The 22679-nt window shown below is 66.8% G+C and carries 21 protein-coding genes and 1 tRNA gene; 7 read left to right on the top strand and 15 right to left on the bottom strand.

Annotated features, from left to right (window positions below; all coding sequences use genetic code 11):
* Nucleotides 1–256: 256 nt before the first annotated feature.
* The 6 genes from KDK82_RS29090 to cysS all read right to left on the bottom strand — a co-directional run bounded on the left by KDK82_RS29090 (nucleotide 257) and on the right by cysS (nucleotide 6298).
* Nucleotides 257–349 (bottom strand) — tRNA-Ser (locus KDK82_RS29090).
* A 53-nt stretch (nucleotides 350–402) separates the two neighbouring features.
* Nucleotides 403–1668 (bottom strand): aspartate kinase, encoded by a 1266-nt coding sequence (locus KDK82_RS29085; protein ID WP_012204430.1) that lies wholly within the window; start codon nucleotides 1666–1668, stop codon nucleotides 403–405.
* Between the two features lie 178 nt (nucleotides 1669–1846).
* Entirely contained in the window at nucleotides 1847–2806 is a 960-nt protein-coding gene (tilS, locus tag KDK82_RS29080; protein ID WP_179217992.1) for a tRNA lysidine(34) synthetase TilS, read from the bottom strand.
* Between the two features lie 186 nt (nucleotides 2807–2992).
* Nucleotides 2993–3970: an acetyl-CoA carboxylase carboxyltransferase subunit alpha gene (locus KDK82_RS29075; protein ID WP_012204428.1), complete on the bottom strand. Its 978-nt coding sequence runs from the start codon at nucleotides 3968–3970 to the stop codon at nucleotides 2993–2995.
* Nucleotides 3971–4053: 83 nt separating this feature from the next.
* Nucleotides 4054–4863 carry a DNA-3-methyladenine glycosylase gene (locus KDK82_RS29070; protein WP_034391589.1) on the bottom strand — a complete coding sequence of 270 codons (810 nt, stop codon included), beginning with the start codon at nucleotides 4861–4863 and terminating at the stop codon, nucleotides 4054–4056.
* A 49-nt stretch (nucleotides 4864–4912) separates the two neighbouring features.
* Entirely contained in the window at nucleotides 4913–6298 is a 1386-nt protein-coding gene (gene cysS, locus KDK82_RS29065) for a cysteine--tRNA ligase (protein WP_013803373.1), read from the bottom strand.
* 204 nt (nucleotides 6299–6502) lie between these two features.
* Between cysS and KDK82_RS29060 the strand changes: the two genes are divergently transcribed.
* From KDK82_RS29060 to KDK82_RS29040, 5 genes are all read left to right on the top strand, one after another.
* On the top strand, nucleotides 6503–7036 hold the full coding sequence (locus KDK82_RS29060; protein WP_013803374.1) for a tetratricopeptide repeat protein: 534 nt from the start codon (nucleotides 6503–6505) through the stop codon (nucleotides 7034–7036).
* A 144-nt stretch (nucleotides 7037–7180) separates the two neighbouring features.
* Nucleotides 7181–7768: a peptidylprolyl isomerase gene (locus KDK82_RS29055; protein ID WP_013803375.1), complete on the top strand. Its 588-nt coding sequence runs from the start codon at nucleotides 7181–7183 to the stop codon at nucleotides 7766–7768.
* Nucleotides 7769–7825: 57 nt separating this feature from the next.
* Complete coding sequence (locus KDK82_RS29050) at nucleotides 7826–8332, top strand: peptidylprolyl isomerase (protein ID WP_063326722.1); 507 nt, start codon at nucleotides 7826–7828, stop codon at nucleotides 8330–8332.
* A gap of 164 nt (nucleotides 8333–8496) precedes the next feature.
* Nucleotides 8497–9345, top strand: coding sequence for a UDP-2,3-diacylglucosamine diphosphatase (locus KDK82_RS29045; protein ID WP_088166921.1), 849 nt, complete (start codon nucleotides 8497–8499; stop codon nucleotides 9343–9345).
* Nucleotides 9342–10211 carry a zinc-dependent peptidase gene (locus KDK82_RS29040; protein WP_088166920.1) on the top strand — a complete coding sequence of 290 codons (870 nt, stop codon included), beginning with the start codon at nucleotides 9342–9344 and terminating at the stop codon, nucleotides 10209–10211. Before KDK82_RS29045 ends, KDK82_RS29040 begins: the two co-directional genes overlap by 4 nt.
* Here KDK82_RS29040 and KDK82_RS29035 read toward each other — a convergent pair.
* Entirely contained in the window at nucleotides 10202–11170 is a 969-nt protein-coding gene (locus tag KDK82_RS29035) for a LysR family transcriptional regulator (RefSeq protein WP_088166919.1), read from the bottom strand. The two genes, KDK82_RS29040 and KDK82_RS29035, sit on opposite strands and share 10 nt — an antisense overlap.
* A 126-nt stretch (nucleotides 11171–11296) precedes the next feature.
* Between KDK82_RS29035 and KDK82_RS29030 the strand changes: the two genes are divergently transcribed.
* Nucleotides 11297–12052 carry a sulfite exporter TauE/SafE family protein gene (locus KDK82_RS29030; protein ID WP_256974570.1) on the top strand — a complete coding sequence of 252 codons (756 nt, stop codon included), beginning with the start codon at nucleotides 11297–11299 and terminating at the stop codon, nucleotides 12050–12052.
* A gap of 241 nt (nucleotides 12053–12293) precedes the next feature.
* On the opposite strand, the gene KDK82_RS29025 is transcribed toward KDK82_RS29030, so the two are convergent.
* Nucleotides 12294–14474: a c-type cytochrome gene (locus KDK82_RS29025; RefSeq protein WP_088166917.1), complete on the bottom strand. Its 2181-nt coding sequence runs from the start codon at nucleotides 14472–14474 to the stop codon at nucleotides 12294–12296.
* Between the two features lie 335 nt (nucleotides 14475–14809).
* Complete coding sequence (gene mdeB / locus KDK82_RS29020; RefSeq protein ID WP_088166916.1) at nucleotides 14810–17440, bottom strand: alpha-ketoglutarate dehydrogenase; 2631 nt, start codon at nucleotides 17438–17440, stop codon at nucleotides 14810–14812.
* A 104-nt stretch (nucleotides 17441–17544) separates the two neighbouring features.
* Here mdeB and KDK82_RS29015 point away from each other — a divergent pair, with 104 nt between their 5' ends.
* Nucleotides 17545–18015, top strand: coding sequence for an Lrp/AsnC family transcriptional regulator (locus KDK82_RS29015; protein ID WP_012204416.1), 471 nt, complete (start codon nucleotides 17545–17547; stop codon nucleotides 18013–18015).
* An 18-nt stretch (nucleotides 18016–18033) separates the two neighbouring features.
* Here the strand turns inward: KDK82_RS29015 and KDK82_RS29010 are convergent, their stop codons facing one another.
* The 6 genes from KDK82_RS29010 to aroQ form a co-directional block, all read right to left on the bottom strand.
* On the bottom strand, nucleotides 18034–18948 hold the full coding sequence (locus KDK82_RS29010; RefSeq protein ID WP_088166915.1) for a DUF3014 domain-containing protein: 915 nt from the start codon (nucleotides 18946–18948) through the stop codon (nucleotides 18034–18036).
* 199 nt (nucleotides 18949–19147) lie between these two features.
* Nucleotides 19148–19813, bottom strand: a complete 666-nt coding sequence (locus KDK82_RS29005; protein WP_088166914.1) for an alpha/beta hydrolase — start codon at nucleotides 19811–19813, stop codon at nucleotides 19148–19150.
* 95 nt (nucleotides 19814–19908) lie between these two features.
* Nucleotides 19909–20847, bottom strand: coding sequence for a dioxygenase (locus KDK82_RS29000; RefSeq protein WP_088166913.1), 939 nt, complete (start codon nucleotides 20845–20847; stop codon nucleotides 19909–19911).
* 82 nt (nucleotides 20848–20929) lie between these two features.
* Nucleotides 20930–21340 (bottom strand): alternative ribosome rescue aminoacyl-tRNA hydrolase ArfB, encoded by a 411-nt coding sequence (gene arfB, locus KDK82_RS28995; RefSeq protein ID WP_013803386.1) that lies wholly within the window; start codon nucleotides 21338–21340, stop codon nucleotides 20930–20932.
* Complete coding sequence (locus KDK82_RS28990; protein ID WP_088166923.1) at nucleotides 21333–22217, bottom strand: alpha/beta fold hydrolase; 885 nt, start codon at nucleotides 22215–22217, stop codon at nucleotides 21333–21335. Before KDK82_RS28990 ends, arfB begins: the two co-directional genes overlap by 8 nt.
* Entirely contained in the window at nucleotides 22214–22657 is a 444-nt protein-coding gene (gene aroQ / locus KDK82_RS28985) for a type II 3-dehydroquinate dehydratase (protein ID WP_065347358.1), read from the bottom strand. Before aroQ ends, KDK82_RS28990 begins: the two co-directional genes overlap by 4 nt.
* Between the last annotated feature and the right edge of the window lie 22 nt (nucleotides 22658–22679).

Raw genomic sequence — 22679 nt, 5'->3', positions numbered from 1 at the left:
CGCTGCGATCAGCGAAGCCTTGAATTCTAGCACAGTTTTTAGCGTCGTTGCAATCAAATTTCTTCGATTTTCTCAACACCAGCGATCTGCATCGCTTCTCTTCAGCAGAGCATTGCATTGTAGCACGTTTTTTCGACCCGCCAACAACAAGAATCCTACCGCAGCAACCAGAGCATCAGCCCCAACCACCGGATCAGGCCACCGAAGCAACCCTCTCATAAAAAAAGCCACCCTTGCGGGTGGCTTTTTTCTATCCTGGCGGAAACGGAGGGATTCGAACCCTCGATGAGGCTCTACACCCCATACTCCCTTAGCAGGGGAGCACCTTCGGCCACTCGGTCACGTTTCCGGAATGACGTTATTGTAACGTGCTTTTTTGCCGGTTTCGGCAAAACGATGATTTTATTCCGGCTTGTCGAGACCGAAGGCGGTGTGCAGGGCGCGCACGGCCAGCTCCAGGTACTTCTCGTCAATGACGACGGAGGTCTTGATCTCGGAGGTGGAGATCATCTGGATGTTCACGCCTTCCTGGCTCAGTGCACGGAACATGGTGGATGCCACGCCCACATGGCTGCGCATGCCGATGCCGACAATGCTGACCTTGGCGATGTTGGGGTTGCCGACGACTTCGGTGGCACCCAGGGCGGGCACGACCTTGTCGCGCAGCAGCTCCATGGCGCGCTGGTAGTCGCCCTGGCTGACGGTGAAGCTGAAGTCGGTTTTGCCTTCCTTGCTGATGTTCTGGATGATCACATCGACTTCGATGTTGGCATCAGCCACCGGACCCAGGATGCCGTAGGCGATGCCGGGGGTGTCGGGCACGCCAAGAACGGAGATCTTGGCTTCGCCGCGGTTGAATGCGATGCCGGATACGACGGCCTTTTCCATTTTTTCGTCTTCCTCAAAAGTAATCAGCGTGCCGGAGGTGGATTCCTCCTCCAGGTCGATGTCCCAGGGCGTGAAGCTGGAGAGCACGCGCATGGGCACCTTGTACTTGCCGGCAAATTCCACCGAGCGGATCTGCAGCACCTTGGAGCCGAGGCTGGCCATTTCCAGCATTTCCTCGAAGCTCACGGTGTTCAGGCGCTTGGCGGCCTGCACCACGCGCGGGTCGGTGGTGTAGACGCCGTCCACGTCGGTATAGATAAGGCACTCGGCCGCCTTCAGCGCCGCAGCCACGGCCACGGCCGAGGTGTCGGAGCCGCCACGACCCAGGGTGGTGACATGCCCGTTGGGATCGATGCCCTGGAAGCCCGTGATGATGACCACGCGGCCAGCGTCGAGTTCGGCGCGAACGCGCTTGTCGTCGATGGACTCGATGCGTGCCTTGGTGAAGCTGCTGTCGGTGCGCACGGGAACTTGCCAGCCCGAGAAGCTGATGGCTTCCACGCCTTCGGCCTGCAGCGCAATGGCCAGCAGTGCCGACGACGCCTGCTCGCCCGTGGAGGCCAGCATGTCGAGTTCACGGTAGTACGCCGTTTTGGCCGAGCCGGGAGCCAGCTCGCTGGCCAGACCCAGCAGACGGTTGGTTTCGCCACTCATGGCGCTGGGGACGACCACCATCTGGTGACCGGCACGAGCCCACTTGGCCACGCGCTTGGCAACGTTGCGGATGCGCTCTGTCGAGCCCATCGAGGTGCCGCCGTATTTATGAACGATCAGTGCCATTGGATATCAGGGTGACGAAACTGCTTGCCACGGCGCTGTACGACAGAGGGATGCCTGTGCAAGCCAGGATGTTCGAGAGGACTGCGCATGAAGCGAAATGTCCGCCCGGACCCGTCTTGCGCAAGCCGTTTGGTTTTGGCGCGCCGCCGGTTTTCGTACAAAGTTGGACCAAAACTCGTCAATTGTACCAATCGAGCACCGACCCCAGGCGCCGCACAAAACCCCGCCCCATCTTGAGATGGATGCGGTGGCCTCGCGTACGGCAAACGCCGATCTGCGCGAGCAGCTGATCGAGCTGCGCGGCACTGGGCGTGGTGGCATGCACGCTGCGCAGCCAGTGGCGCAGCACATTGGCCTGGCGCGCGGGGCTCAGCGCCTGCAAGGCGGTGATGCCGGGGGGGGTGCCGATGGCTGCAAGATCGGCCTGCGCCATCTCCTGCAGAAGTTCGGCCGCCTCGGCGCAATGCCGGCTGCTGCGCGCGAACGTGGCGCGAAACTGGGGAAAGGCCTGCTGCAGCGCGGGCAGCAACTGGGCGCGGATGCGATTGCGCGTATAGCGCGCGTCGGCATTGGTCGGGTCTTCCACCCACCCCTGGCCACGCGCCGCAAGCCAGTCACGCAGGACTTGGCCGGGCAGATCAAGCAGCGGACGATGCCATTCGAGATCCGCCCTGCTCCACTGCGCCGGCATGGCGGCCAACCCGGCCACACCGGCGCCGCGAGACAGGGCCAGCAGCAGCGTCTCGACCTGGTCGTCCGCATGTTGCGCCAGCGCCATGCTGCGAACGGGCGGCAAGGGATCTCCGCTGGCGCCCTGCCCAGGCCAGGGTTCGCGGGCGGCCTCTATCAGCGTTGCGTAGCGCAGCTGGCGTGCGGCGTCCTCAGGACTCTGGCCCGGCGCGTGGCGCGCGTCCACGCGGCGAATCTTCAAAGGAACGGCATGCTGCGCGCAGACTTTCTCGCACTGGCCGACAAAGGCGTCGGCCGCTGACTGCAGACCGTGGTGCACATGGATGGCCACGACCTGGCCCGGCCAGCGCTCGGCGCAGGCCAGCAGCAGCGCCGTGGAGTCCGCTCCGCCGCTGAAGGCCACGGCCAGCGGCAGTTGCGGCGCAAAGCGATGGATGGCCGCGTCCAAAGCGGCACCCGGTGCAGCACCTGATGCACCATCTGGAGCGGCTGCCGGAACATTGCGCGGCGGGTCGGTGATCGGAATTTCCACAGGCTTGGATCAGAGGTATCAGGACGCGGGCCAGGGATTGGCGCAAAAAGCAAACGGCTCCCAGGGGGAGCCGTTCAGTGTGCCAGAGCGTGGCGCAGGCCTTCAGCGGTTGTCGGCCTTGGTGTCGGCGAAGCGGCCGTAGCTTTGCAGGCGCTCGTAACGGCGGTCCTGCAGTTCCTTGGGCTTGAGGTCCGCCAGCTGGCGATAGGCATCGCCCAGCGCGCGCTTGAGGAAGGCTGCCATTTGCTTGGGGTCGCGGTGGGCGCCGCCCACGGGCTCGTTGACGATCTTGTCCACCAGGCCCAGGGCCTTGAGGCGGTGGGCCGTGATGCCCATGGCATCGGCCGCGTCCTGGGCCTTTTCGCCGGTCTTCCAGAGGATGGAGGCGCAGCCTTCCGGGCTGATCACGGAGTAGACGGCGTATTGCAGCATCAGCACCTGGTCGGCGACGGCAATGGCCAGGGCGCCGCCCGAACCACCTTCACCGATGACGGTGGTGATGATGGGGGTCTGCAGCTGGGCCATTTCGTAGATGTTGCGGCCGATGGCTTCGGACTGGCCGCGCTCTTCGGCTTCAATGCCGGGGAAGGCGCCAGGCGTGTCCACGAAGGTGAAGACCGGCAGGCCGAACTTTTCGGCCGTCTTCATGAGGCGCAGGGCCTTGCGGTAGCCCTCGGGGCGCGTCATGCCGAAGTTGCGCAGTGTGCGCTCCTTGGTGTCGCGGCCCTTCTGGTGGCCGATGACCATGCAGGAAATGCCATTGAAGCGCGCCAGCCCGCCCACGATGGACTGGTCGTCGGCGAAGTGCCGGTCGCCGTGCATCTCGATGAAGTCGGTGAAGCAGTCGCGCACATAGTCCAGCGTGTAGGGACGCTCGGTATGGCGCGCGATCTTGGTGATCTGCCAGGGCGAGAGGTCGCTATAGATGTCCTTGGTCAGCTGCAGGCTTTTTTTGCTGAGCTGCTCGATCTCTTCCGAGATATCGACTGCGCTTTCGGTCTGCACGTAGCGCAGTTCCTCGATTTTGGATTCGAGCTCGGCGATGGGCTGCTCAAAATCCAGAAAGTTCTTTTTCGCCAACTTGTTTCTCCTTGTCCCAGCCAGGCACGGTGCATGCGTTCCGGCCGGAAAACGGGGGTTGATCGGGTGTGATCGGTTTGTCTTCAGGCTGCAGGCTGCGGTTCGAGCGAGCGCCAAATATACCAAGTCGCCACGGTGCACCACGGCTTCCAGGCCTCGGCAACCTCACGCGCCTCGCTGCGGCTGACGGGGTCGCCTGAAAAATAGTTCTGGCTGATGCCCGAGATCAGGCCTGCATCGTCCAGCGGCAGCACATTGGGCCGCTGCAGGTAGAAGATGAGGAACATCTCGGCGGTCCAGCGGCCCACGCCGCGGATGGACATGAGCTCGGCCACGATGGCTTCGTCACTCATGCCCTGCCAGTCGTCCTGGTGCAGGCGGTGCTCGGTGAAGTGCATGGCCAGGTCCACCAGGTAGTCCACCTTGCGGGCAGACAGGCCCACGGCGCGCATGTCGTCCACCTTGAGCTTGAGCACCAGGTCAGGCGCCATGCGGGCGGGCAGGCGCGCGAACTTGTTCCACAGCGTCTGGGCAGCCTTCATCGAGATCTGCTGGCCCACTATGGAGCGCGCCAGCGTGGCAAAGGCATCGCCGCCGGGCTGCAAGGCCAGGTGGGCAAAGCGCGGAATCAGGCGCTTCATCACGCGATCGCGCCGCACAAGCTGGCGGCAGGCCTCGGCCCAGTAGGCCGGGGCGCCCTCGGGCGGTGCGGGCAGGGATATCTTGGCCTTGGGAGCGGAGGCAGCGGCAGCGGCGGCCGCAGGCGCCGAACCTGCGCGCGCGCCCAGCGTCACCATCGGCAGCGGGGCCGGTTGCTGTTCGGGCACGGGCAGATCGGCCACCAACGGCAACTGCTCGAAATCCATGGTGTCCAGGGGTTTGGCGGAGGCCATCAAAGCACCTCCCCGCACCTGGCGCGGCACATCTGGCAAGGCATACGGATCAGCCCTTTGCGGCTGCCTCCCAAGTCGTGCCTGCGGGGGAGTCCTTGAGCACGATGCCCTGTTCCAGCAGCGCCTTGCGGATGCGGTCGGCCTCAGCCCAGTCCTTGGCCGCCTTGGCGGCTGCGCGTGCGGCAATCTGCGCCTCGATGGCGCCGGCATCCATCTCCGAAGTGCCTGCCTGCAGGAAGGCCTGCGGGTCGCCCTGCAGCAGCCCCAGGCAGCCGGCCAATGCCTTGAGCAGGCCCGCCGTCTCGGCACTCTTGCTGCGGTTGACTTCGGCAGCCAGCTCGAACAGCACGGCCACGGCCTCGGGCGTGCCGAAGTCCTCGTCCATGGCCGCCTTGAAGCGTGCGGCAGCGGGATGATTCCAATCGATGGCAACCTCGGCGGGCGCGACCAGGCTCAGTGCCGTGTACAGGCGCTTGAGCGCGCCGCGTGCGTCGTTCAGGTGCACGTCGCTGTAGTTCAGCGGGCTGCGGTAGTGGCTGCGCACGACGAAGAAGCGCACGGTCTCGGCGTCGTACTCCTTGAGCACGTCGCGGATGGTGAAGAAGTTGCCCAGCGACTTGGACATCTTCTCGTTGTCCACGTTGATGAAGCCGTTGTGCATCCAGACCTGCGAGAACGGCTTGCCGGTCGCGCCTTCGCTCTGGGCGATCTCGTTTTCGTGGTGCGGGAACTGCAGGTCGGCACCGCCGCCGTGGATGTCGAAGCTTTCGCCCAGCATCTCGCAGCCCATGGCCGAGCACTCGATGTGCCAGCCGGGACGGCCCACGCCCCAGGGGCTGGCCCACTTGACCTCTTCCGGCTCGGCGGGCTTGGCGCTTTTCCACAGCACGAAGTCCAGCGGATCCTGCTTGCCGTCCTGCACGGCCACGCGTTCGCCGGCCTGCAATTCGTCCAGCGACTTGCCCGACAGCTTGCCGTAGCCGGGGAATTTGCGCACGGCGAAGTTCACGTCGCCATCCGTGCCCTGATAGGCCAGGCCCTTGTCCTGCAGGCGGCCGATCATGGACAGCATCTGCGGCACGTATTCGGTGGCACGCGGCTCGTGCGTGGGGCGCTCGATGCCCAGGGCGTCGGCGTCCTGGTGCAGGGCGTCGATCATGCGGTCGGTCAGCGAGCGGATGGTCTCGCCGTTCTCGACGGCGCGACGGATGATCTTGTCATCGATGTCGGTGATGTTGCGCACATAGGTCACGCGATGGCCGCTGGCACGCAGCCAGCGCTGCACCACATCGAAAGCGACCATGGAGCGTGCGTGTCCCAGGTGACACAGGTCGTACACGGTCATGCCGCACACATACATGCGCACATGGCCCGGTTCGATTGGCGAAAACGCTTCCAATGCACGCGACAGCGTGTTGTAGATACGCAAACTCATGGATGTTTATCAGGGGAGAAAGGGTCGCTGCAGGGGGCGCGTCCCACGCGCCGCCGGACCCTTGGCGCCGATGCAGGCATGCTCAGCAGGGAGCAGGAGCGGCAGGCGCAGAGCCCGTGTGACCCAGCACACCCCTCAGCTACAATTGACCGCAGTATAAGCCCGCGCCGCGGGGCATTCCCCCGAGGCCCCGAAAGCACCTACATGCCTCTACGCAACTCGTTTCGCTCCGCCCTGCGCCTCGCGGCACTGGCGGCCCTGCTCGCAACAGGCCACGCCCACGCCGACGACTATACGGAAGTGAATCAGTTGCTGCGCAACGGCAAGAGCACCCAGGCGCTGGCACGCGCCGATGCCTATCTGGCCAAGAACGCACGCGACCCGCAGATGCGCTTTCTCAAGGCGGTTGCACTGACCGACAGCGGCAAGACAGACGAGGCCATCGCCGCGCTGAACCAGCTCATCGAGGACTACCCCGAGCTGCCCGAGCCCTACAACAATCTGGCGGTCATCTATGCTGGCCAGAACCAGCTCGACAAGGCGCGCTCCGCGCTCGAATCCGCCGTGCGCAATAACCCCAACTACGGCGTCGCCTACGAGAACCTGGGCGACATCCATGCCCGCCTGGCCTACGAGGCCTACTCCAAGGCGCAAGGCCTGGATGGCCGCGCGGCCAGCGTGCGCCCCAAGCTCAAGCTGCTGCGCGACCTGCTGGCGCCCGTCACCGCCGCCAAGTAGGCCCCCGGCCCACGCGCGCAGCCCTTGCGCCAGCGCGCGTGCGGCGGTCGATCGTGCCTTGCCATGCCTGGCGCGCACCCGCAGGAACCTGCCCGGTTTTCCCCACTCCATCCCCCAGCCCTTTGGCTTTCACAGGAGATTCGCATGACCACACGCCGCATTGCGTCGCTTTCCCTGGCCGGCATGGCCCTGGCCGCTTCCCTTTTCACCGCCCTGCCCGCCATGGCGCAGAACGCCACGCCCAAGGTGCAGATCAAGACCAGCATGGGCGACATCGTGCTGGAGCTGAACGAAGCCAAGGCACCCAAGACCGTGGCCAACTTCATGCAGTACGTGCGCGACAAGCACTATGACGGCACGGTGTTCCACCGCGTGATGGACGGTTTCATGATCCAGGGCGGCGGCATGGATGCCAGCCTCAAGGAAAAGCCCACGCGCGCGCCGATTCCGCTGGAGGCGGACAACGGCCTCAAGAATGACCGGGGCACCATCGCCATGGCGCGCACGGGCAACCCCAACTCGGCCACCTCGCAGTTCTTCATCAACGTGGTGAACAACGACATGCTCAACGCGCCCAAGCCCGATGGACACGGCTACGCCGTCTTCGGCCGCGTGGTCCAGGGCATGGATGTGGTGGACAAAATCCGCACGGTGGCCACGGGCAACCAGGGCATGCACCAGAATGTACCCACCAAGCCGGTGACCATCCTCTCGGCCACCGAAGTCAAGTAAACCGCGCGCCGCGCCTTGCGTGGCACGCCCTTCCCCTCCATCCAACAAGGAATCGCCATGAGCAATCCCCAAGTCGAACTCCACATCGCCGGCCACGGCGTCATCACCATCGAACTCGACGCCGCCAAGGCCCCGAAGAGCGCAGAGAACTTCCTGGCCTATGTGAACAAGGGCCACTACAACAACACCATCTTCCATCGCATCATCGATGGCTTCATGATCCAGGGCGGCGGCTTCGAGCCCGGCATGAAGCAAAAGGAGACGGACGCCCCCATCGAGAACGAGGCCAAGAACGGCCTGAAGAACGACAAGTACACCCTGGCCATGGCCCGTACCGGCGACCCGCACTCTGCCACCGCCCAGTTCTTCATCAACGTGGCCGACAACGGCTTCCTGAACCACACCTCGCCCAGCGCACAGGGCTGGGGCTATGCCGTGTTCGGCAAGGTGATCAAGGGCACCGAGATCGTGGACAAGCTGCGTGGCGTGAAGACCGGCCGCAACGGCGGCCACCAGGACGTGCCCAAGGATGACGTGATCATCGAAAAGGCCGTGGCCCTGTAATCAGGCGCTCCCGCACACGGGGCGGCCGTGCCCTTTCGGGTCCGGCCGCCCTGTTGTCCATGCGCATGGCACCAGGCCGTGCGCATGGACAACAGACCCGCTCCAGAGCCGTCCCAAGGCTCCTACAGCCCTTCATGCAGCGCCCTTGCCGGGTGCCCCGTCCCATGGCCCAGACCGCCGCGCCCCGCCCTCTTCCCGAGCCGCCCATTGCGGCCGAGTGGACACTGCCTGCGGACTGGCGCACGCTGGAGTTCATCTCGGACCTGCACCTGCAGGCCAGCGAGCCCGCCACCGTGCAGGCCTTCCGGAACTACCTGGCCGCCACGCGGGCTGATGCCGTCTTTCTGCTGGGCGACCTGTTCGAGGTTTGGGTGGGTGACGACGCCCTGCTGGAGCCGGGCAGCTTCGAGGCCGAATGCGCCACCGCCATGCGCGCGGCAGCCACCCGCACGCCGCTGTTCTTCATGCAGGGCAACCGCGACTTCCTGACCGGCGCGCAGTTCGATGCGCTGTGCGGCACGACCACGCTGACCGATCCCACCGTGCTTGACTGCGGCGGCCAGCGCATCCTGCTCAGCCATGGCGATTCCCTGTGCCTGGACGATGTGGACTACCAGCGCTTTCGCGGCATGGCCCGCTCGGCGGCCTGGCAGGCCGGCTTCCTGGCCCAGCCGCTGCAGGTGCGCCGCGACCAGGCACGCGGCATTCGGCAGGAGAGCGAATCGCGCAAGCGGGAATCGGACGGCCATGGCGCCGCCATGCCCACCTATGCCGACCTTGACGCGCAGGCCACGCGCAGCTGGCTGCATGCCGCAGGTGCCGCCACCCTGATCCACGGCCACACGCACCGCCCGGCCGACCATGACCTGGGCGATGGCCTGCGGCGCATCGTGCTCAGCGACTGGGATCTGGCGGCGCCCGCGCCCCGCGCCGAGGTGCTGCGCTGGGAGCGCGGCATGGGCCTGCGGCGCCTGCCGCTGTCCGACGTTCTTGAACAGGCCAGCCCGCCATGAGCCTTTGGCAACAACTGGGCCGCTGGGTCCGCAGACTGGGCCGCCGCGCACGCTCCACGGTGTCGCCGGTGCCCGAGATTCCCGCGCCGCTGTGGCTGTCCACGCTGGCCGCATACCCTTTTCTCGCGTCGCTGACGCTGGAGGAGCAATCCAAGCTGCGCGCCCTGGCCGCCGTCTTCCTGCAGCGCAAGCGCTTCCACGGCGCCCACGGCCTGCAAGTGAGCGACGCCATGGCGCTGGAGATTGCCGCCCAGGCCTGCCTGCCCCTGCTGCACTGGGGCGAGCCGCAGGGCGCGCTGTCCTGGTATGACGACTTTGTCGGCATCGTGGTGCACCCGGGCGATGCCGTGGCACGACGCCAAAGCATGGACGAGGCCGGCGTCATCCACGACTACGACGAAGTGATCATGGGCGAGGCCATGCATGGCGGCCCCGTCATGCTCAGTTGGCAGGCCATTGGCGCAGGCCGCGGGCCGCATGCCAGCCACCACGGTCACGGCGGCCAGGTAGCCAACGTGGTGATCCACGAATTCGCCCACAAGATCGACATGCGCAACGGCGGTGCCGACGGCTGCCCGCCCCTGCCGCCGGGCTTCATGGGCAGCAGCTCCGCGCGCCAGGCCCGCGAGATATGGCAGGCCGCCTGGGCACCGGCCTACGACGCCTTCCGTGAGCAGATCACCATCGCCGAACGCTTTGGTGGCGAATGGCCCTGGCTGGACGGCTATGGCGCCACGGCGCCCGCCGAATTCTTCGCCGTGGCCTGCGAGGCCTTCTTCGTGGACCGCGCCCGCTTTGCCCTGGAATTTCCCACGCTGGCGCCGCTGCTGGCTGCGCTCTTCAAGCCGGCCACCAGTCAACCCTGATCGGAGCAAACCTCCTTCAGCGCCAGGGCGAACAGGCGCTGCTCCTCGTACTGGCCGCCCGCCTTGCGCTCGAACAGGGTGATGGGTGGCAGGGTCCAGCCGAAACGGTGGCGCACAATGCCCACGCCCGCGATGCGCACCAGTTCCTCGGCAATGTCGGCCGGCACGATGGACACGGCCCGCTCATTGGCCGCCACCAGCTCGCCGATCACCTTGGCCGAGAGTGTTTCCACAAACGGCGGCGGCGGCTCCACGCCCGCGCGCAGAAAAAAGTCGGTGATCTGCTCGCGCATGGGCGTGCGGCGCTGGCCCAGCACCCAGTCAAGCCCCGTGAGTTCGGCCCACTGCAGAGGCCGGCGCCCCAGCCGCGTGGCCAGGCTGCGGTGGGCGATCAGGCGAGGCTCCTGCTCATAAAGCACGCTGTGCCGTATGCCGCTCATGTCCAGCACGGCCGAGGCGCGGCCAATCAAGCAGTCCAGCTCATGTGCGCGCAACTTTTGCAGCAGGCGGTCGCTGGTGTCCTCATGCAGCGTGACCGTGATGCGCCGGCCTTGCGGCCGCGTCCTGCCGATGGCATCGGCCAGCATGCGCGCCGGCAGAAAGGGGATGACACCCACCTGCAGGTGCGCCGCCCGCTGCTGCCCCACGGCCTCGATGTCGTGGGCCCAATGGTCCAGATCGGCCAGCATGCCCCGGGCGCGCGCCAGCACCAGCGCGCCCAGCTCCGTAGGCTCCATGCCGCGCGCAGAACGCAGGAACAGCCGCGCGCCGAACAATGACTCCAGCTCGGCCAGGGCCTGGGTCACGGCGGGCTGGCTGGTGGCCATGCGCTCGGCCACGCGGGTCAGCGTGCCCAGCTCGCTGATGGAGCGCAGCAGCAGCAAATGCTTCATCTTCAGGCGCGTGGCCATGCGGTGGGCCAGTTGGGCAGCGGTCGATGCAGTGCGGTTTTGCGGCATGGATTCAGGCGTGGCTCGTCATAAGCAAAACCATATTGAACAATAAAAACAAACGAATTTCTGCTTATGCATGCGTTCCAGAATTCCTGCGTCTTGCACACCCAAAACGAAAGGACCAGGCAGACCATGGATGGCATGTTTTTCATCATCGCGCTGGGCGCGGCGGCGGCCGGATTCGTGCAGGGCCTGTCGGGCTTTGCCTTCGGCATGGTGGCCATGTCGTTCTGGGCCTGGGTGCTGGAGCCGCGCGATGCGGCCGTGCTCACCGTCTTCGGCTCGCTGCTGGGCCAGGTGCTGTCGGCCATCACCGTGCGGCGCGGGTTTGCGCTGGCAAAGCTGCTGCCCTTCATCCTGGGCGGGCTTGCCGGCATTCCGCTGGGTGTCTTGCTGCTGCCGCACCTGGACATGGCCTGGTTCAAGGCCCTGCTGGGCGGCATGCTGGTGCTGTGGTGCCCGGTGATGCTGCTGTCGGCCCGGCTGCCCAGGCTGGCGCGCGGCGGCCAGGTGGCAGACGGCGCCGTGGGCCTGGCGGGCGGCGTGATGGGCGGACTGGGCGGCTTCACGGGCACGCTGCCCACGCTGTGGTGCACGCTGCGCGGCTACCCCAAGGATGAGCAGCGCTCCGTCATCCAGAACTTCAACCTGTCCATGCTGGCCGTGACCATGGCCACCTACCTGGGCACCGGCATGGTCACGCGCAGCATGCTGCCGCTGTTCGCCATCGTGGCGCCAGCCATGCTCATTCCATCGCTGCTGGGCTCCAGGCTGTATATCGGCATCAGCGAGATGCGTTTCCGGCAGATCGTGCTGGGCCTGCTGTGCCTGTCCGGCGTGGCGCTGCTGGCCTCCTCGGTGCCGGTGCTGCTGCAGCGCGCGGGCTGAGCGCGCCGAACGCGCTGCCGGGAAGGCCTGGAACCAAGCCGGCCGGCTGCAGCAGATGGCCAAGCAACGGCAGCAACACGTGCAGGGGCTGGGCAATGAACTGGCCGCCGCAAAGACGGATCCGCAGCGCGCGCAAGACTGGGCACTGCCCTCGAAAAAAGGCGGGGCAGGAATCGCTCCCTGCCCCGCCTTCAGGCTCCCGCCGCGTGGCGGGAACTCCTTCTTCTCCCTCGATGGCGCATCAATACCGCGCATCGGCCGGCTTCTTGTCCTTGGGCCAGTCCTTGTGCTTGTTGGCAAAGTCCGGGCGCGGCTGGTGGCTGAAGTACTCGGCCACATCCACGGCCTCCTGGTCGCTGAGGCCGCCCTGGCCCAGCGGGAAGTTGCCATGGAAGGCGATGGGCATGTTGCGCTTGACGAAGGCCGCTGCCGTGTAGGTGCGCGCCATGCCCGCGCCGATGTTGAAGGACTCGTCACCCCACAGCGGCGGATAGACCCACTGGCCCTTGGCGTTCTTCACGCCCTCGCCCTCGCTGCCATGGCAAACCGCGCACTGGGCCGCATAGACCTTCTTGCCGTTGTCCACGTTGGGCACGATGGACTGGCTGATCTTGCCCACACCCCGGCCTTCGACCTTGTCTTCGGGTTTGGTTTCGCGGCGCATCCAGTCGAAGTAGGCGACCATGGCCTTGATCTCGTCGGACTCCAGTGGCAGCGGCTTGCCGTTCATGGAGCGCAGGAAGCAGCCATTGATGCGGTCCTCCAGCGTGATGACGCGGCCCGCGCGCGGCGCATAGCCGGGGAAGAAGGCCGAGACACCGATGTAGGGCGAACCATCGGCCACGGTGCCTGCGTTCAGGTGGCAGCTGGCGCAGTTCAGCGCATTGCCCACATTCCTGGGCAGCAGGTCACGCGTCTCTATGTTCAGGCGGGCGCCGTAGACCAGTTGCTTCGCGTTGGATTCGTCCAGCATGGCGGCCAGGCGCGGCGTCTCGAAGGGGCGTGCGCTTTCGCCCTTGGCATCGAGCTGCTTGCGCATGGATTGCACCTCCCTGGCATGGATCTCGCGCGCATCGGCACGGCCCCAACTCTTGCGGGCGAAGTTGAGGATGTCGGCAATCTCCGCATCCTTGAGCTGTGCGAAGGCCGGCATGGTCAGCGGCCGTGCATGGCTTTGCGTGACGGGCGCCTTCCAGCCCACCAGCATCAGATGGATCAGCGTGGACGGGTCCTGCGACTGCAGCGAGAAATTGCCGGCCAGTGGCGGGAACACGTCCTTCACGCCACCGCCATCGGCACGGTGGCAGTCGGCGCAAAACTGCAGATAGCCCAGGCCGCCGCGGCTGGCGTAGAGATCGGCAGGCACGTCGGAAGACACCGCCGAGGCGGGGGACGGCGCATGCCCGGAGGCCTGCGGCGCCGTATGCGGAGCAATGACCGGCCCCGGCCCCTGGGCCACCTGCATGGGCAGATCGTTCTTGCCTGCCGGCAGCGACTTCAGATAAGTGCCAATGGCCAGCAGGTCCGCATCGCTCATGTACTGCGTGCTGTGCTGCACCACATCGACCATGTTGCCGGAGACCGTGCCGTGGCTGTTGCGCCCGGTCTTGAGCAACTGGGCGGTTTCCTCGGGTGTCCACAGATTGCGCAGGCTCAGCGCGCGCCAGTTCTCCACGGTCTCGCCGGCCAGGAAATACTCGCCCTTGCTGCCCTCGCCGGTCATGGTCTTTTCCTGGAAGCCCACGCCGCGCGGCGTATGGCAGGCGCCGCAGTGGCCCAGGCCCTGTACCAGGTAGGCACCCCGGTTCCACTGGGCAGTTTGCTGCGGTTGGGGCTGGAAGGGCGTGTCATCCAGAAACACCCAGTTCCACAGCGCCAGGCCCCAGCGCTGGTTGAAGGGAAAGCCCAGGTCGGACTCCTTGTTGGCCGCCTTCACGGGCGCCACGCCCTGCAACAGATAGGCGTACAGGGCCTGCATGTCCTCAGCCGTCATCTTGGCGTAGGAGGGATAGGGCATGGCCGGGTACATGTTGCGGCCATCGGCTGCCACGCCCTTGCGCATGGCGCGGTCGAACTGCTCGAAGCTGTATTTGCCCATGCCCGTATCGGCGTCGGGCGAGATATTGGTGGAATAGATCTTGCCGAATGGCGTCTCCAGCGCCAGCCCACCACCCATGGGCTGGGATTTATTGCCGGTGTGGCAGGCAACGCAATCGCCCAGGCGTGCGATATATCGGCCGCGATCGACCAGGGTTCTTTGCTCCGCCGTCAGGTCCGCCGCGTAATCGGCAGGCAGGTCATCAATGATTTGTGGCATTTGCGCATGGTCCACTCCGGGCGCCGGCGCCGAAATGGCCAGTTGCCACGCGGCGGCCGACAGCGCGGCCACGCACAGCAGGCCTTGCTTGAGCGAGAGTTTCATCGTCTTCGATCCACTGAAATGAATTATTATTGAAAGAGGCAAAAACGATATTGACGAGATATTCAACCCAACGCCTGCAGCCATTGCAGCAAATGATCATCTCTTTGCGCAATATCTTCTTATATATACGAATTCTAGTGGTATCTCCCTATTTTTTCCATGCAATCCGACGAAAACGATAAGCCAATAGCGCATTTAACGCGGGCTTAATCAATGCAAGGAGAAAGCGCGCGAAGCCGCCTCGGGCGCGCACAAAAAAAGCGGCCCGCAAGGGGCCGCTGATTTCACCGTCGGTGTATCCGTCAGTGTATGGGGTCGCGGCTCGCCCGCCGGGCTCAGGCCGCCTGGCTGCAGCGGCGCGCCGCCTGCGCCACACTGTGCGCGTCCACCCCAAAGTAGCCGCGCAGCGCCGCACGCGTGTCGCTGCGGCCGAAGCCGTCCGTGCCCAGCGTGAGGAAACGGCGGCCTGCGGGCAGGAAGGCGCGCACGGTCTCGGGCACGGCGCGCACATAGTCGGTGGCAGCAATCACCGGGCCCTGCGTGCCGTCCAGCAGTTGGGCGATCCAGGGCTGGCCAGGTGCCTCACCTGCCAGCATGCACTGCTCGCAGGCCACGCCATCGCGCGCCAGTTCGCTCCAGCTGGTCACGCTGACCACGGTGGCGGCCATGCCCTCGCTGGCCAATTGCTCGGCGGCCTTGAGCACTTCGGTGAGGATGGCGCCCGATCCCAGCAAGGTGACATGCTGCGTGGCACGGCCCGCATCGCCAAAGCGGCTGAACACATAGCCGCCGCGCAGCACGCCTTCGGCCGCGCCCGGTGGCAGGTCGGGCTGGGCGTAGTTCTCGTTCATCAGGGTGATGTAGTAGAAAACGTCGCGCTGCTCGACCAGCATCTCGCGCATGCCGGCGTCCAGGATCACGGCCAGCTCGCCCGCATGCGCGGGGTCCCAGGCCTTGCAGTTGGGAATGGTGGCCGCCACCAGATGGCTGGAGCCGTCCTGGTGCTGCAGGCCCTCGCCGCCCAGCGTGGTGCGGCCCGAGGTGGCGCCCAGCAAAAAGCCACGCGCCCGCTGGTCGGCCGCCGCCCAGATGGCGTCGCCCACGCGCTGGAAGCCGAACATGGAGTAGTAGATGTAGAACGGCAGCATGGCCAGGCCGTGCACGCTGTAGCTGGTGGCCGCAGCCGTCCAGCTGGCGATGGCGCCGGCCTCGCTGATGCCCTCCTCCAGGATCTGGCCGTCCAGCGCCTCGCGGTAGGACAGCACCGAGCCGATGTCCTCGGGCGCGTAGCGCTGCCCCAGGCTGCTGTAGATGCCCACCTGCTTGAACAGGTTGGCCATGCCGAAGGTGCGCGCCTCGTCCGCCACGATGGGCACGATGCGTGGGCCCAGCTGCGCGTCCTTGAGCAGGCCGCCCAGCATGCGCACGAAGGCCATGGTGGTGCTCATCTCCTTGCCGGCAGGCGCCAGCGCGAACTGCGCGTACTGGTCCAGGGCGGGCACGGGCACGCGGTCGCACACGGTTTCACGGCGCGGCAGTGCGCCGCCCAGGGCCGTGCGGCGATCGCGCAGGTACTGCATCTCGGCGCTGTCATCGGCAGGTTTATGGAAGGCCAGGCCCTTGGCCTGCTCGTCACTGAGTGGCAGGTTGAAGCGGTTGCGGAACTCGATCAGGTCGGACTCATCGAGCTTCTTCTGGCTGTGCGTGGTCATCTTGCCCTGCCCGGCCGATCCCATGCCGTAGCCCTTCTTGGTATGGGCAAGGATCACCGTGGGCTGGCCGCGATGGGCGGCAGCCGCTGCATAGGCGGCATGGATCTTCACCAGGTCATGGCCGCCACGCTTCAAGCGGTCGATCTGCTCGTCCGTCAGGCCCTGGGCCAGGGCGGCAAGCTCGGGGTTCTGCCCAAAGAAATGCTCGCGGTTGTAGCGTCCGTCCTTGGCGGCGAAGGTCTGCATCTGCCCGTCCACCGTGCCGCCCAGCGTGCGTGCCAGGGTGCCGGTGAGGTCGCGCGCAAACAACCCGTCCCAGTCGCTGCCCCACAGCAGCTTGACCACGTTCCAGCCCGCGCCGGCAAACAGCCGCTCCAGCTCATCGACGATGCGGCCATTGCCGCGCACCGGGCCGTCCAGACGCTGCAGATTGCAGTTGACCACCCAGACCAGGTTGTCCAGCCCCTCGCGCGCGGCCAACGTCAGGGCGCTCATGCTTTCGGGCTCGTCCATCTCGCCGTCGCCGAACACGCCCCAGACCTTGCGTTCCTGGCAGTCCAGCAGGCGGCGGTGCGTGAGATAGCGCATGAAGCGCGCGTGGTAGATGCTGCTGATGGGGCCAATGCCCATGGAGCCCGTGGGGAACTGCCAGAAATCGGGCATCAGCCAGGGATGGGGATAGCTGGACAGGCCTTGCGCGCCTGCAGCCGGCGCGCTGATCTCCTGGCGGTAGTGCTGCAGGTCCTGCTCGGTCAGCCGCCCTTCCAGGAAGGCCCGCGCATACACGCCGGGCGCGCTGTGCGGCTGGAAGAACACCAGGTCGCCCCGGTGCTGGCCCGGCGCAAGTCCCTCCCGGGCATGGAAGAAATGGTTGAACCCGGTCTCGAACAGGTCGGCCGCGCTGGCATAGCTGGCAATATGGCCGCCCAGCTCGCCATAGGCCTGGTTGGCGCGCACCACCATGGCCAGCGCGTTCCAGCGCATGATGGACGCCAGCCGCTCCTCGATGGCCAGATCGCCCGGAAACACCGGCTGCTGCTGCGCTGCCACGGTGTTCACATAGGGCGTGTTCAGGTCGGGCTGCCAGCCCAGGCGCTGCTCGCGCGCCATGCGCGCCAGCTCTTCCAGCACGAAGCGCGCTCGCTGCGGACCTTCTGTGGCGACCAGGGCCAGAAAGGCCTCGCGCCATTCGGCGGTTTCCTGGGGATCGGTATCGATATCGGCCAGCGCGGCCAGTGGCGTGGGTGCGTTCATGCCCGCCACTTTAGGACTGGCAGGCCGGCATGAGCAGCCGTTCATGGATAAGGAAAACGCCATATTCCAGCATTTCATGCCGGTATTTACATAAAATCCGGCAGATGAAACTGGACACCATTGACTTGCGCATTCTGGCCGAGTTGCAAACGGACGGCTCGCTGTCCAACGTGGAGCTGGCGCGGCGCGTGCATCTGTCGCCCTCGCCATGCCTGGCGCGCGTCAAGGCACTGGAGAAGGCCGGCGTGATCGCGCGCTATGTGGCGCTGGCCAATGCGTCGGCGCTGGGGCTGGGGCTGAATGTGTTCATCAACATCAGCCTCAAGTCGCAGGCCAAGGAATCGCTGGCCGACTTCGAGCGCCGCATTGCCGAGCACGACGAGGTCATGGAGTGCTACCTGATGAGCGGCGACGCCGACTACCTGATCCGCGTGGCGCTGGCCGACATCGGCGCGCTGGAGCGCTTCATCGTTGAGCAGCTCACGCCGATTCCGGGCATAGAGAAGATCCGCTCCAGCTTCACCCTCAAGCAGGTGCGCTACAAGACCGCCCTGCCACTGCCGGCCGCAGGCTGAGGCGGATGGAGGCTGGCCTCAGCCCGCAGGCTTGGCCATCTCGCCGGTGGCGATGCGGCGGCGCAGCTCGCCCAGCACGGCCTTGAGGCGGCGCTCGTTGTCCAGGCCCACGCGCACCAGCATCTTCTGGCCGCTGGACAGGGCCTGCAGCTCAGGGTCGGCGTATTCGTAGCGCACCCAGGGCTGGATGGAGGGCACCTCGCCCTCCACCTTGGTCAGCCGCACCTGCACGGGGCCCGCGGGCTCGGGCGCGGCGCGCAGGTGGTCTATGACGGCAATGAGGCGATCGTTGAAATAGCGGCTGGGATAGCCCAGGTCTTCATAGGCGGTCTGGAACAGGGGGTACAGCCGGGCATAGAGCTTGACGGCCCCGTCCATGGGAATGGACTCGGCAAAGGTCACAAAGGCCTTGTAGCGCGCGGCGTTGGCGGGGGCGATGGCCTGCGCATCACCAGCCTCTGCCGCGCCCTCCACCGTGAAACGCTGAGGCGCCAGGTGCACGGGCCAAAGCCGTGCAGGGGCCTGGGAGCGGGTCAGGTTGTCCACGGTGGCCACGGCGCGGCGCACAAAGCCGTCCATCTGCAGAAAGCTGCCTGCCTTGTCACGGCCCAGCAGGCCGTTGAGGGCCTGGGTGACATGGGCGTCGGAGTCCTGCAGCGCGGGCAGGCCGGAGGCGGGTTGCTCCAGCGCATCGACAGGGTTCTGGGGCTCGGTCAGCTCGGGCGCGGGGACGGGTTCGGAGGGCTGGGTGGACTGGGCGGGCGCCTGCGCCACTTCCGGCGGCGCCTCGGGCACGGCGGCGGGACGCCACCAGTACCACCAGGCCGCGCCCCCCAGGGCGGCAGCCGCCAGCACCGCTGCGGCGATGCCGAAAGCCGATGGGCCGGAGGATCTGGCGCGGGGGCGGAAGTCTTGGGGGTCGCGTTCTGGCATGGATGGGTCCTTTGGCTTGGGCAGGATCTGGCAGGTCGGGCAGCACGGTTGCCGCAAGCATGTGCGACAGGAAAGCCCAACCAGGGTTCCCGTGCTTTCCTGACACCAGCCCTGCCTTGTGTTTATAAGCCGCCGCGCTCTCTGCGCAGGCCATCGTGCGCGCCTGGCAACAACGCGTTACCCAGCTTACGCGGCCGTCTCAGCCCTGCGTGCCCAGATCCTGGAGCCAGGCCATGGCGGCCTGCAGCTCGTCGGGGCGGATCTCATGCATGCTGGGGTACTCGTGGTAGCTCAGCTGCAGCGGCAGGCGCTGCACGTGGCTGCGAATGGCGTGGGCGCTGGTCAGCGGAATGACGTTGTCGTAGGTGCCGTGGCTGACCCAGAGCGACTTGCCGTCAAAGGCCGCGTCAGGTGCCTGGTGCGGCAAGGCCTCGGGCAGCAGGCGGCTGTGCCAGCACATGGCGGCGCGCAGCAGCGCGGGCTGGGTCAGCAGCAGGCTGAGCGCCATGATGCCGCCCTGGCTGAAGCCGCCCGCCACGGTTCGCTGGGCAGGGATGTCCAGCCGCGCTCCGGCCTGCTGCACGGTCTGGGCCACCAGGGCGCGGCTGTGCTCTTCCTGCGATGCGTGGATGTGGCGCGTGCCGTTGGCATCCACCGTGAACTGGAACCAGGCATGGGCTGCGGGACCCATGGAAAACGGAGCGCGCAGGCTGAGCACGTGGAACTGCGGCGGCACGAACGATGCGAGGCCGAACAGATCCTGCTCATTGCTGCCAACGCCATGCATGAGCACCAGCAGCCAGGGCTGCTGCCCCGGTGCGGGTTGTGCGGGGCGCTCCAGCGCCACCAGAGGCAGGTCGATCATCACGGACTCCTTGGTTTTTTAGCGATTTCCAGGACCGGGGTGGTCCCGGGCAACGCGCCATTGTGGCGCCTCGCCAAGTCCGCGGCAGCAGGAGGTTATGCCGCCTGCACGTCCTCGAAGGCCATCGCATCCATGGCCAGGATGGAATACATGACTTCGCGGCTCAGATACCGTGGCCGCGCCATGGCGCCAGCCGCGCCCAGCGCGAAGTACAGCGGCATGAAGTGCTCTTCGCTGGGATGGGCGCGCCGGGCCGAAGGCGCGCGGGCGCGGTAGTCCAGCAGCGCGGGCAGGTCCTGCGCCTGCAGGCGCGATTCGATCCAGCGGCTGAAATCCTGCACGTAGGGCGAGGAGGCGCTGGAGCCGCCGACGGCATGGTCGCCGTGCAGGCCATCCTGGCTGCGCAGGGCCTGCACGGCGTCGTCCACCCGCACCGTGGCCTCGCCCGTGCCGCCCCGGAATTCGCCCAGGTTGTGCGTCATGCTGCCGGAGCCGACGATGAGCACGCCCTCATCGCGCAAGCCCGCCAGGGCTGCGCCCAGCGCATGGGTTTCGGCCGGCCCGGCCGAGGCAGGCAGGGACAGCTGCACCACGGGCAGGTCGGCATCCGGCAGCAAATGCATCAGCGGCACCCAGGCGCCGTGGTCGAAGGGCCGCTGCGCGTTGGCGCTGGCGGCAATGCCTGCGGCCTGCAGGCGGTCCATGACTTCCTGCGCCAGCTGCGGCGCGCCGGGGGCCGGGTACTGCAGTTCGTAGAGTGCGGGCGGAAAGCCGCCGAAGTCATGCCAGGTGGAGGGCGTGGCGCCGGTCATGACTTCCACGCCGTGCGACATCCAGTGCGGCGACATGACGACCACGCCGCGCAGCGGGCCGTGGGCCTGGCGCAGCGCCCTGCCCCATTGCGCGAGCACGGGGCCGGTTTCACCCGGCTCCAGCGCGAACATGGGCGAGCCGTGGGAGACATAGAGCACGGGCAGCCGGGCACCGGCAGCGGAGGAAACCCGGGGAGAGTGGGGAGCGTGGGAGTCTTGCATTCCCCTAATGTAGGGACGCCCGGGCGCCGCGCCAAGCCGCCAGCGGCAGCACACATTGTTGCGCTGGCCGGGTCAATCCGGATCAATCGTCGCGCGGGCGCCCGCGCAGGGCCTTGGTGGCACCGTGCCGGCTCTTGCTTTCCAGGCGGCGCCGCTGCGACCCCAGCGTGGGCCGGGTGGCGCGGCGCAGGATGGGCTCGGGATAGGCGGCGGCCACCAGCACGTTGAGCCGCTGCAGCGCGGCGCGCAGGTTCTGCTCCTGCGTGCGGTACTGCTGGGCCTTGATGACGACCACGCCCTCGTTGGTGATGCGGCCGTCGCGCAGGGCCAGCAGGCGCTGCTGCACGGCCTCGGGCAGGCGCGAGGCGCGCACGTCAAAGCGCAGATGCACGGCGCTGGAGACCTTGTTCACGTTCTGGCCGCCCGCGCCCTGGGCGCGCATGGCGGTCCACTGCACCTCGTGCAGCTCGATGGGCCGCATGCGCTCAGGCATCCAGCGCAGCGGTCAATGCCGCCACAAAGGCATCGGGACGCTCATGCATGACCCAGTGGCCCGCGCCGGGCACCAGCGCCAGGCCGCGGAAGTCGCGCGCATGGCGTGCAAAGGCCTGGGCCAGCTCCTGCATCATCGGGCCCGGGTAGAGCGCGTCGTGCTCGCCATAGATGGCCCATACGGGGCCGTCCACGGCCTGCAGGGCACGCGCCAGCACGTCGGTGTGCGATAGGCGGCGGCGCGGAAGGCGGTCACGCTCCACGTTGAGCACATGCAGGGCCAGCGTGTCCTCGTCGATGAGGCTGGCGTCATGCAGCATCAGCGCCTGCAGGTTGTAGCGGTGGGCCACGGCCTGCGCCTCGGGCGTGGCCAGGTGGCGCCAGCCCTTGAGCCGCACGGCCAGGCCCTTGCCCACGCCCATGCCGGGCGCCCCGGCCAGCACCAGGCGCCGGGCCAGCGTGCCGTCGGCGGCGGCCAGCATGCCGGCCGTCATGCCGCCAAAAGAGAAGCCGACCAGATCACACAGCGGGGCGGCGGGCGCACCGCCATCGGCCAGCAGTTGCCGCAGGCCCTGGCGCAGCGGCTCAACCAGGGTGTCGGCATCCTGGCCGCCTGGCACGCCGTCGGAATCGCCGAAGCCTGGCAGGTCGGGTATCCACAGCTGGCGACCCTGGGCCAGCAGAGCGTCCATGCAGCGCAGCCAATGCGTCCAGCTGCCGCTGCCGCCGTGCAGCATGACGATGGGCAGCTCGCCCGCGCGTGCCTCGCCCCAGACATGCCAGACCATGTGGCCGTCCTCGGGCTGCGCGGCAGACAGCGGCGTGGTCAGGCGCCGCGCCTGGGCGCGCAGGCGCTCAATGGCGGCGGGCGTATTCACCACTGGGCCACGGCGTCAATGGCCAGGCCGTAGCCGGCCACGCCAAAGCCGCACATCACGGCGCGCGCGGCGGCCGACAGGTAGGAGTGGTGGCGGAAGCTCTCGCGCGCATGCACGTTGCTGATGTGCAGCTCCACCAGCGGCACGCCCGTGCCCTTGACGGCATCCAGCAGGGCCACGCTGGTGTGGGTGTAGGCGGCGGCGTTGAAGATCAGGCCGGCCAGGCGGCCTTCGGCGTGCACACGGCCGGCTTCGTGGACCCAGTCCACCAGTTCGCCTTCGTGGTTGCTCTGGCGAAATTCCAGCGCCAGCCCGTAGCGCGCGCAGGCGGCTTCGCACAGCGCACGCACATCGGCCAGGGTCTGGGAGCCATAGATGGCGGGTTCACGCAGGCCTAGCAGGTTCAGGTTCGGGCCATTGAGGACATAGACGGTTTTCACGGCGGGGACACTCCAGGTTTCC

It is taken from the genome of Delftia sp. K82, assembly GCF_002193035.1.
Taxonomy (GTDB): Bacteria; Pseudomonadota; Gammaproteobacteria; order Burkholderiales; family Burkholderiaceae_C; genus Comamonas; species Comamonas acidovorans.
Note: the sequence above shows the minus strand (reverse complement) of the source record. Positions and strands in the feature narration are given on the sequence as shown.

Coding starts and splice junctions, on each gene's coding strand:
- cysS (WP_013803373.1), bottom strand. CDS start 6,298: ATGAGTTTGCGTATCTACAACACGCTGTCGCGTGCATTGGAAGCGTTT.
- KDK82_RS29025 (WP_088166917.1), bottom strand. CDS start 14,474: ATGAAACTCTCGCTCAAGCAAGGCCTGCTGTGCGTGGCCGCGCTGTCG.
- KDK82_RS29060 (WP_013803374.1), top strand. CDS start 6,503: ATGCCTCTACGCAACTCGTTTCGCTCCGCCCTGCGCCTCGCGGCACTG.
- KDK82_RS29015 (WP_012204416.1), top strand. CDS start 17,545: ATGAAACTGGACACCATTGACTTGCGCATTCTGGCCGAGTTGCAAACG.
- KDK82_RS29055 (WP_013803375.1), top strand. CDS start 7,181: ATGACCACACGCCGCATTGCGTCGCTTTCCCTGGCCGGCATGGCCCTG.
- KDK82_RS29070 (WP_034391589.1), bottom strand. CDS start 4,863: ATGGCCTCCGCCAAACCCCTGGACACCATGGATTTCGAGCAGTTGCCG.
- KDK82_RS29045 (WP_088166921.1), top strand. CDS start 8,497: ATGGCCCAGACCGCCGCGCCCCGCCCTCTTCCCGAGCCGCCCATTGCG.
- KDK82_RS29085 (WP_012204430.1), bottom strand. CDS start 1,668: ATGGCACTGATCGTTCATAAATACGGCGGCACCTCGATGGGCTCGACA.
- arfB (WP_013803386.1), bottom strand. CDS start 21,340: ATGCCTGAGCGCATGCGGCCCATCGAGCTGCACGAGGTGCAGTGGACC.
- KDK82_RS29005 (WP_088166914.1), bottom strand. CDS start 19,813: ATGATCGACCTGCCTCTGGTGGCGCTGGAGCGCCCCGCACAACCCGCA.
- KDK82_RS29010 (WP_088166915.1), bottom strand. CDS start 18,948: ATGCCAGAACGCGACCCCCAAGACTTCCGCCCCCGCGCCAGATCCTCC.
- KDK82_RS29000 (WP_088166913.1), bottom strand. CDS start 20,847: ATGCAAGACTCCCACGCTCCCCACTCTCCCCGGGTTTCCTCCGCTGCC.
- KDK82_RS29030 (WP_256974570.1), top strand. CDS start 11,297: ATGGATGGCATGTTTTTCATCATCGCGCTGGGCGCGGCGGCGGCCGGA.
- KDK82_RS29040 (WP_088166920.1), top strand. CDS start 9,342: ATGAGCCTTTGGCAACAACTGGGCCGCTGGGTCCGCAGACTGGGCCGC.
- KDK82_RS29050 (WP_063326722.1), top strand. CDS start 7,826: ATGAGCAATCCCCAAGTCGAACTCCACATCGCCGGCCACGGCGTCATC.
- KDK82_RS29035 (WP_088166919.1), bottom strand. CDS start 11,170: ATGCCGCAAAACCGCACTGCATCGACCGCTGCCCAACTGGCCCACCGC.
- mdeB (WP_088166916.1), bottom strand. CDS start 17,440: ATGAACGCACCCACGCCACTGGCCGCGCTGGCCGATATCGATACCGAT.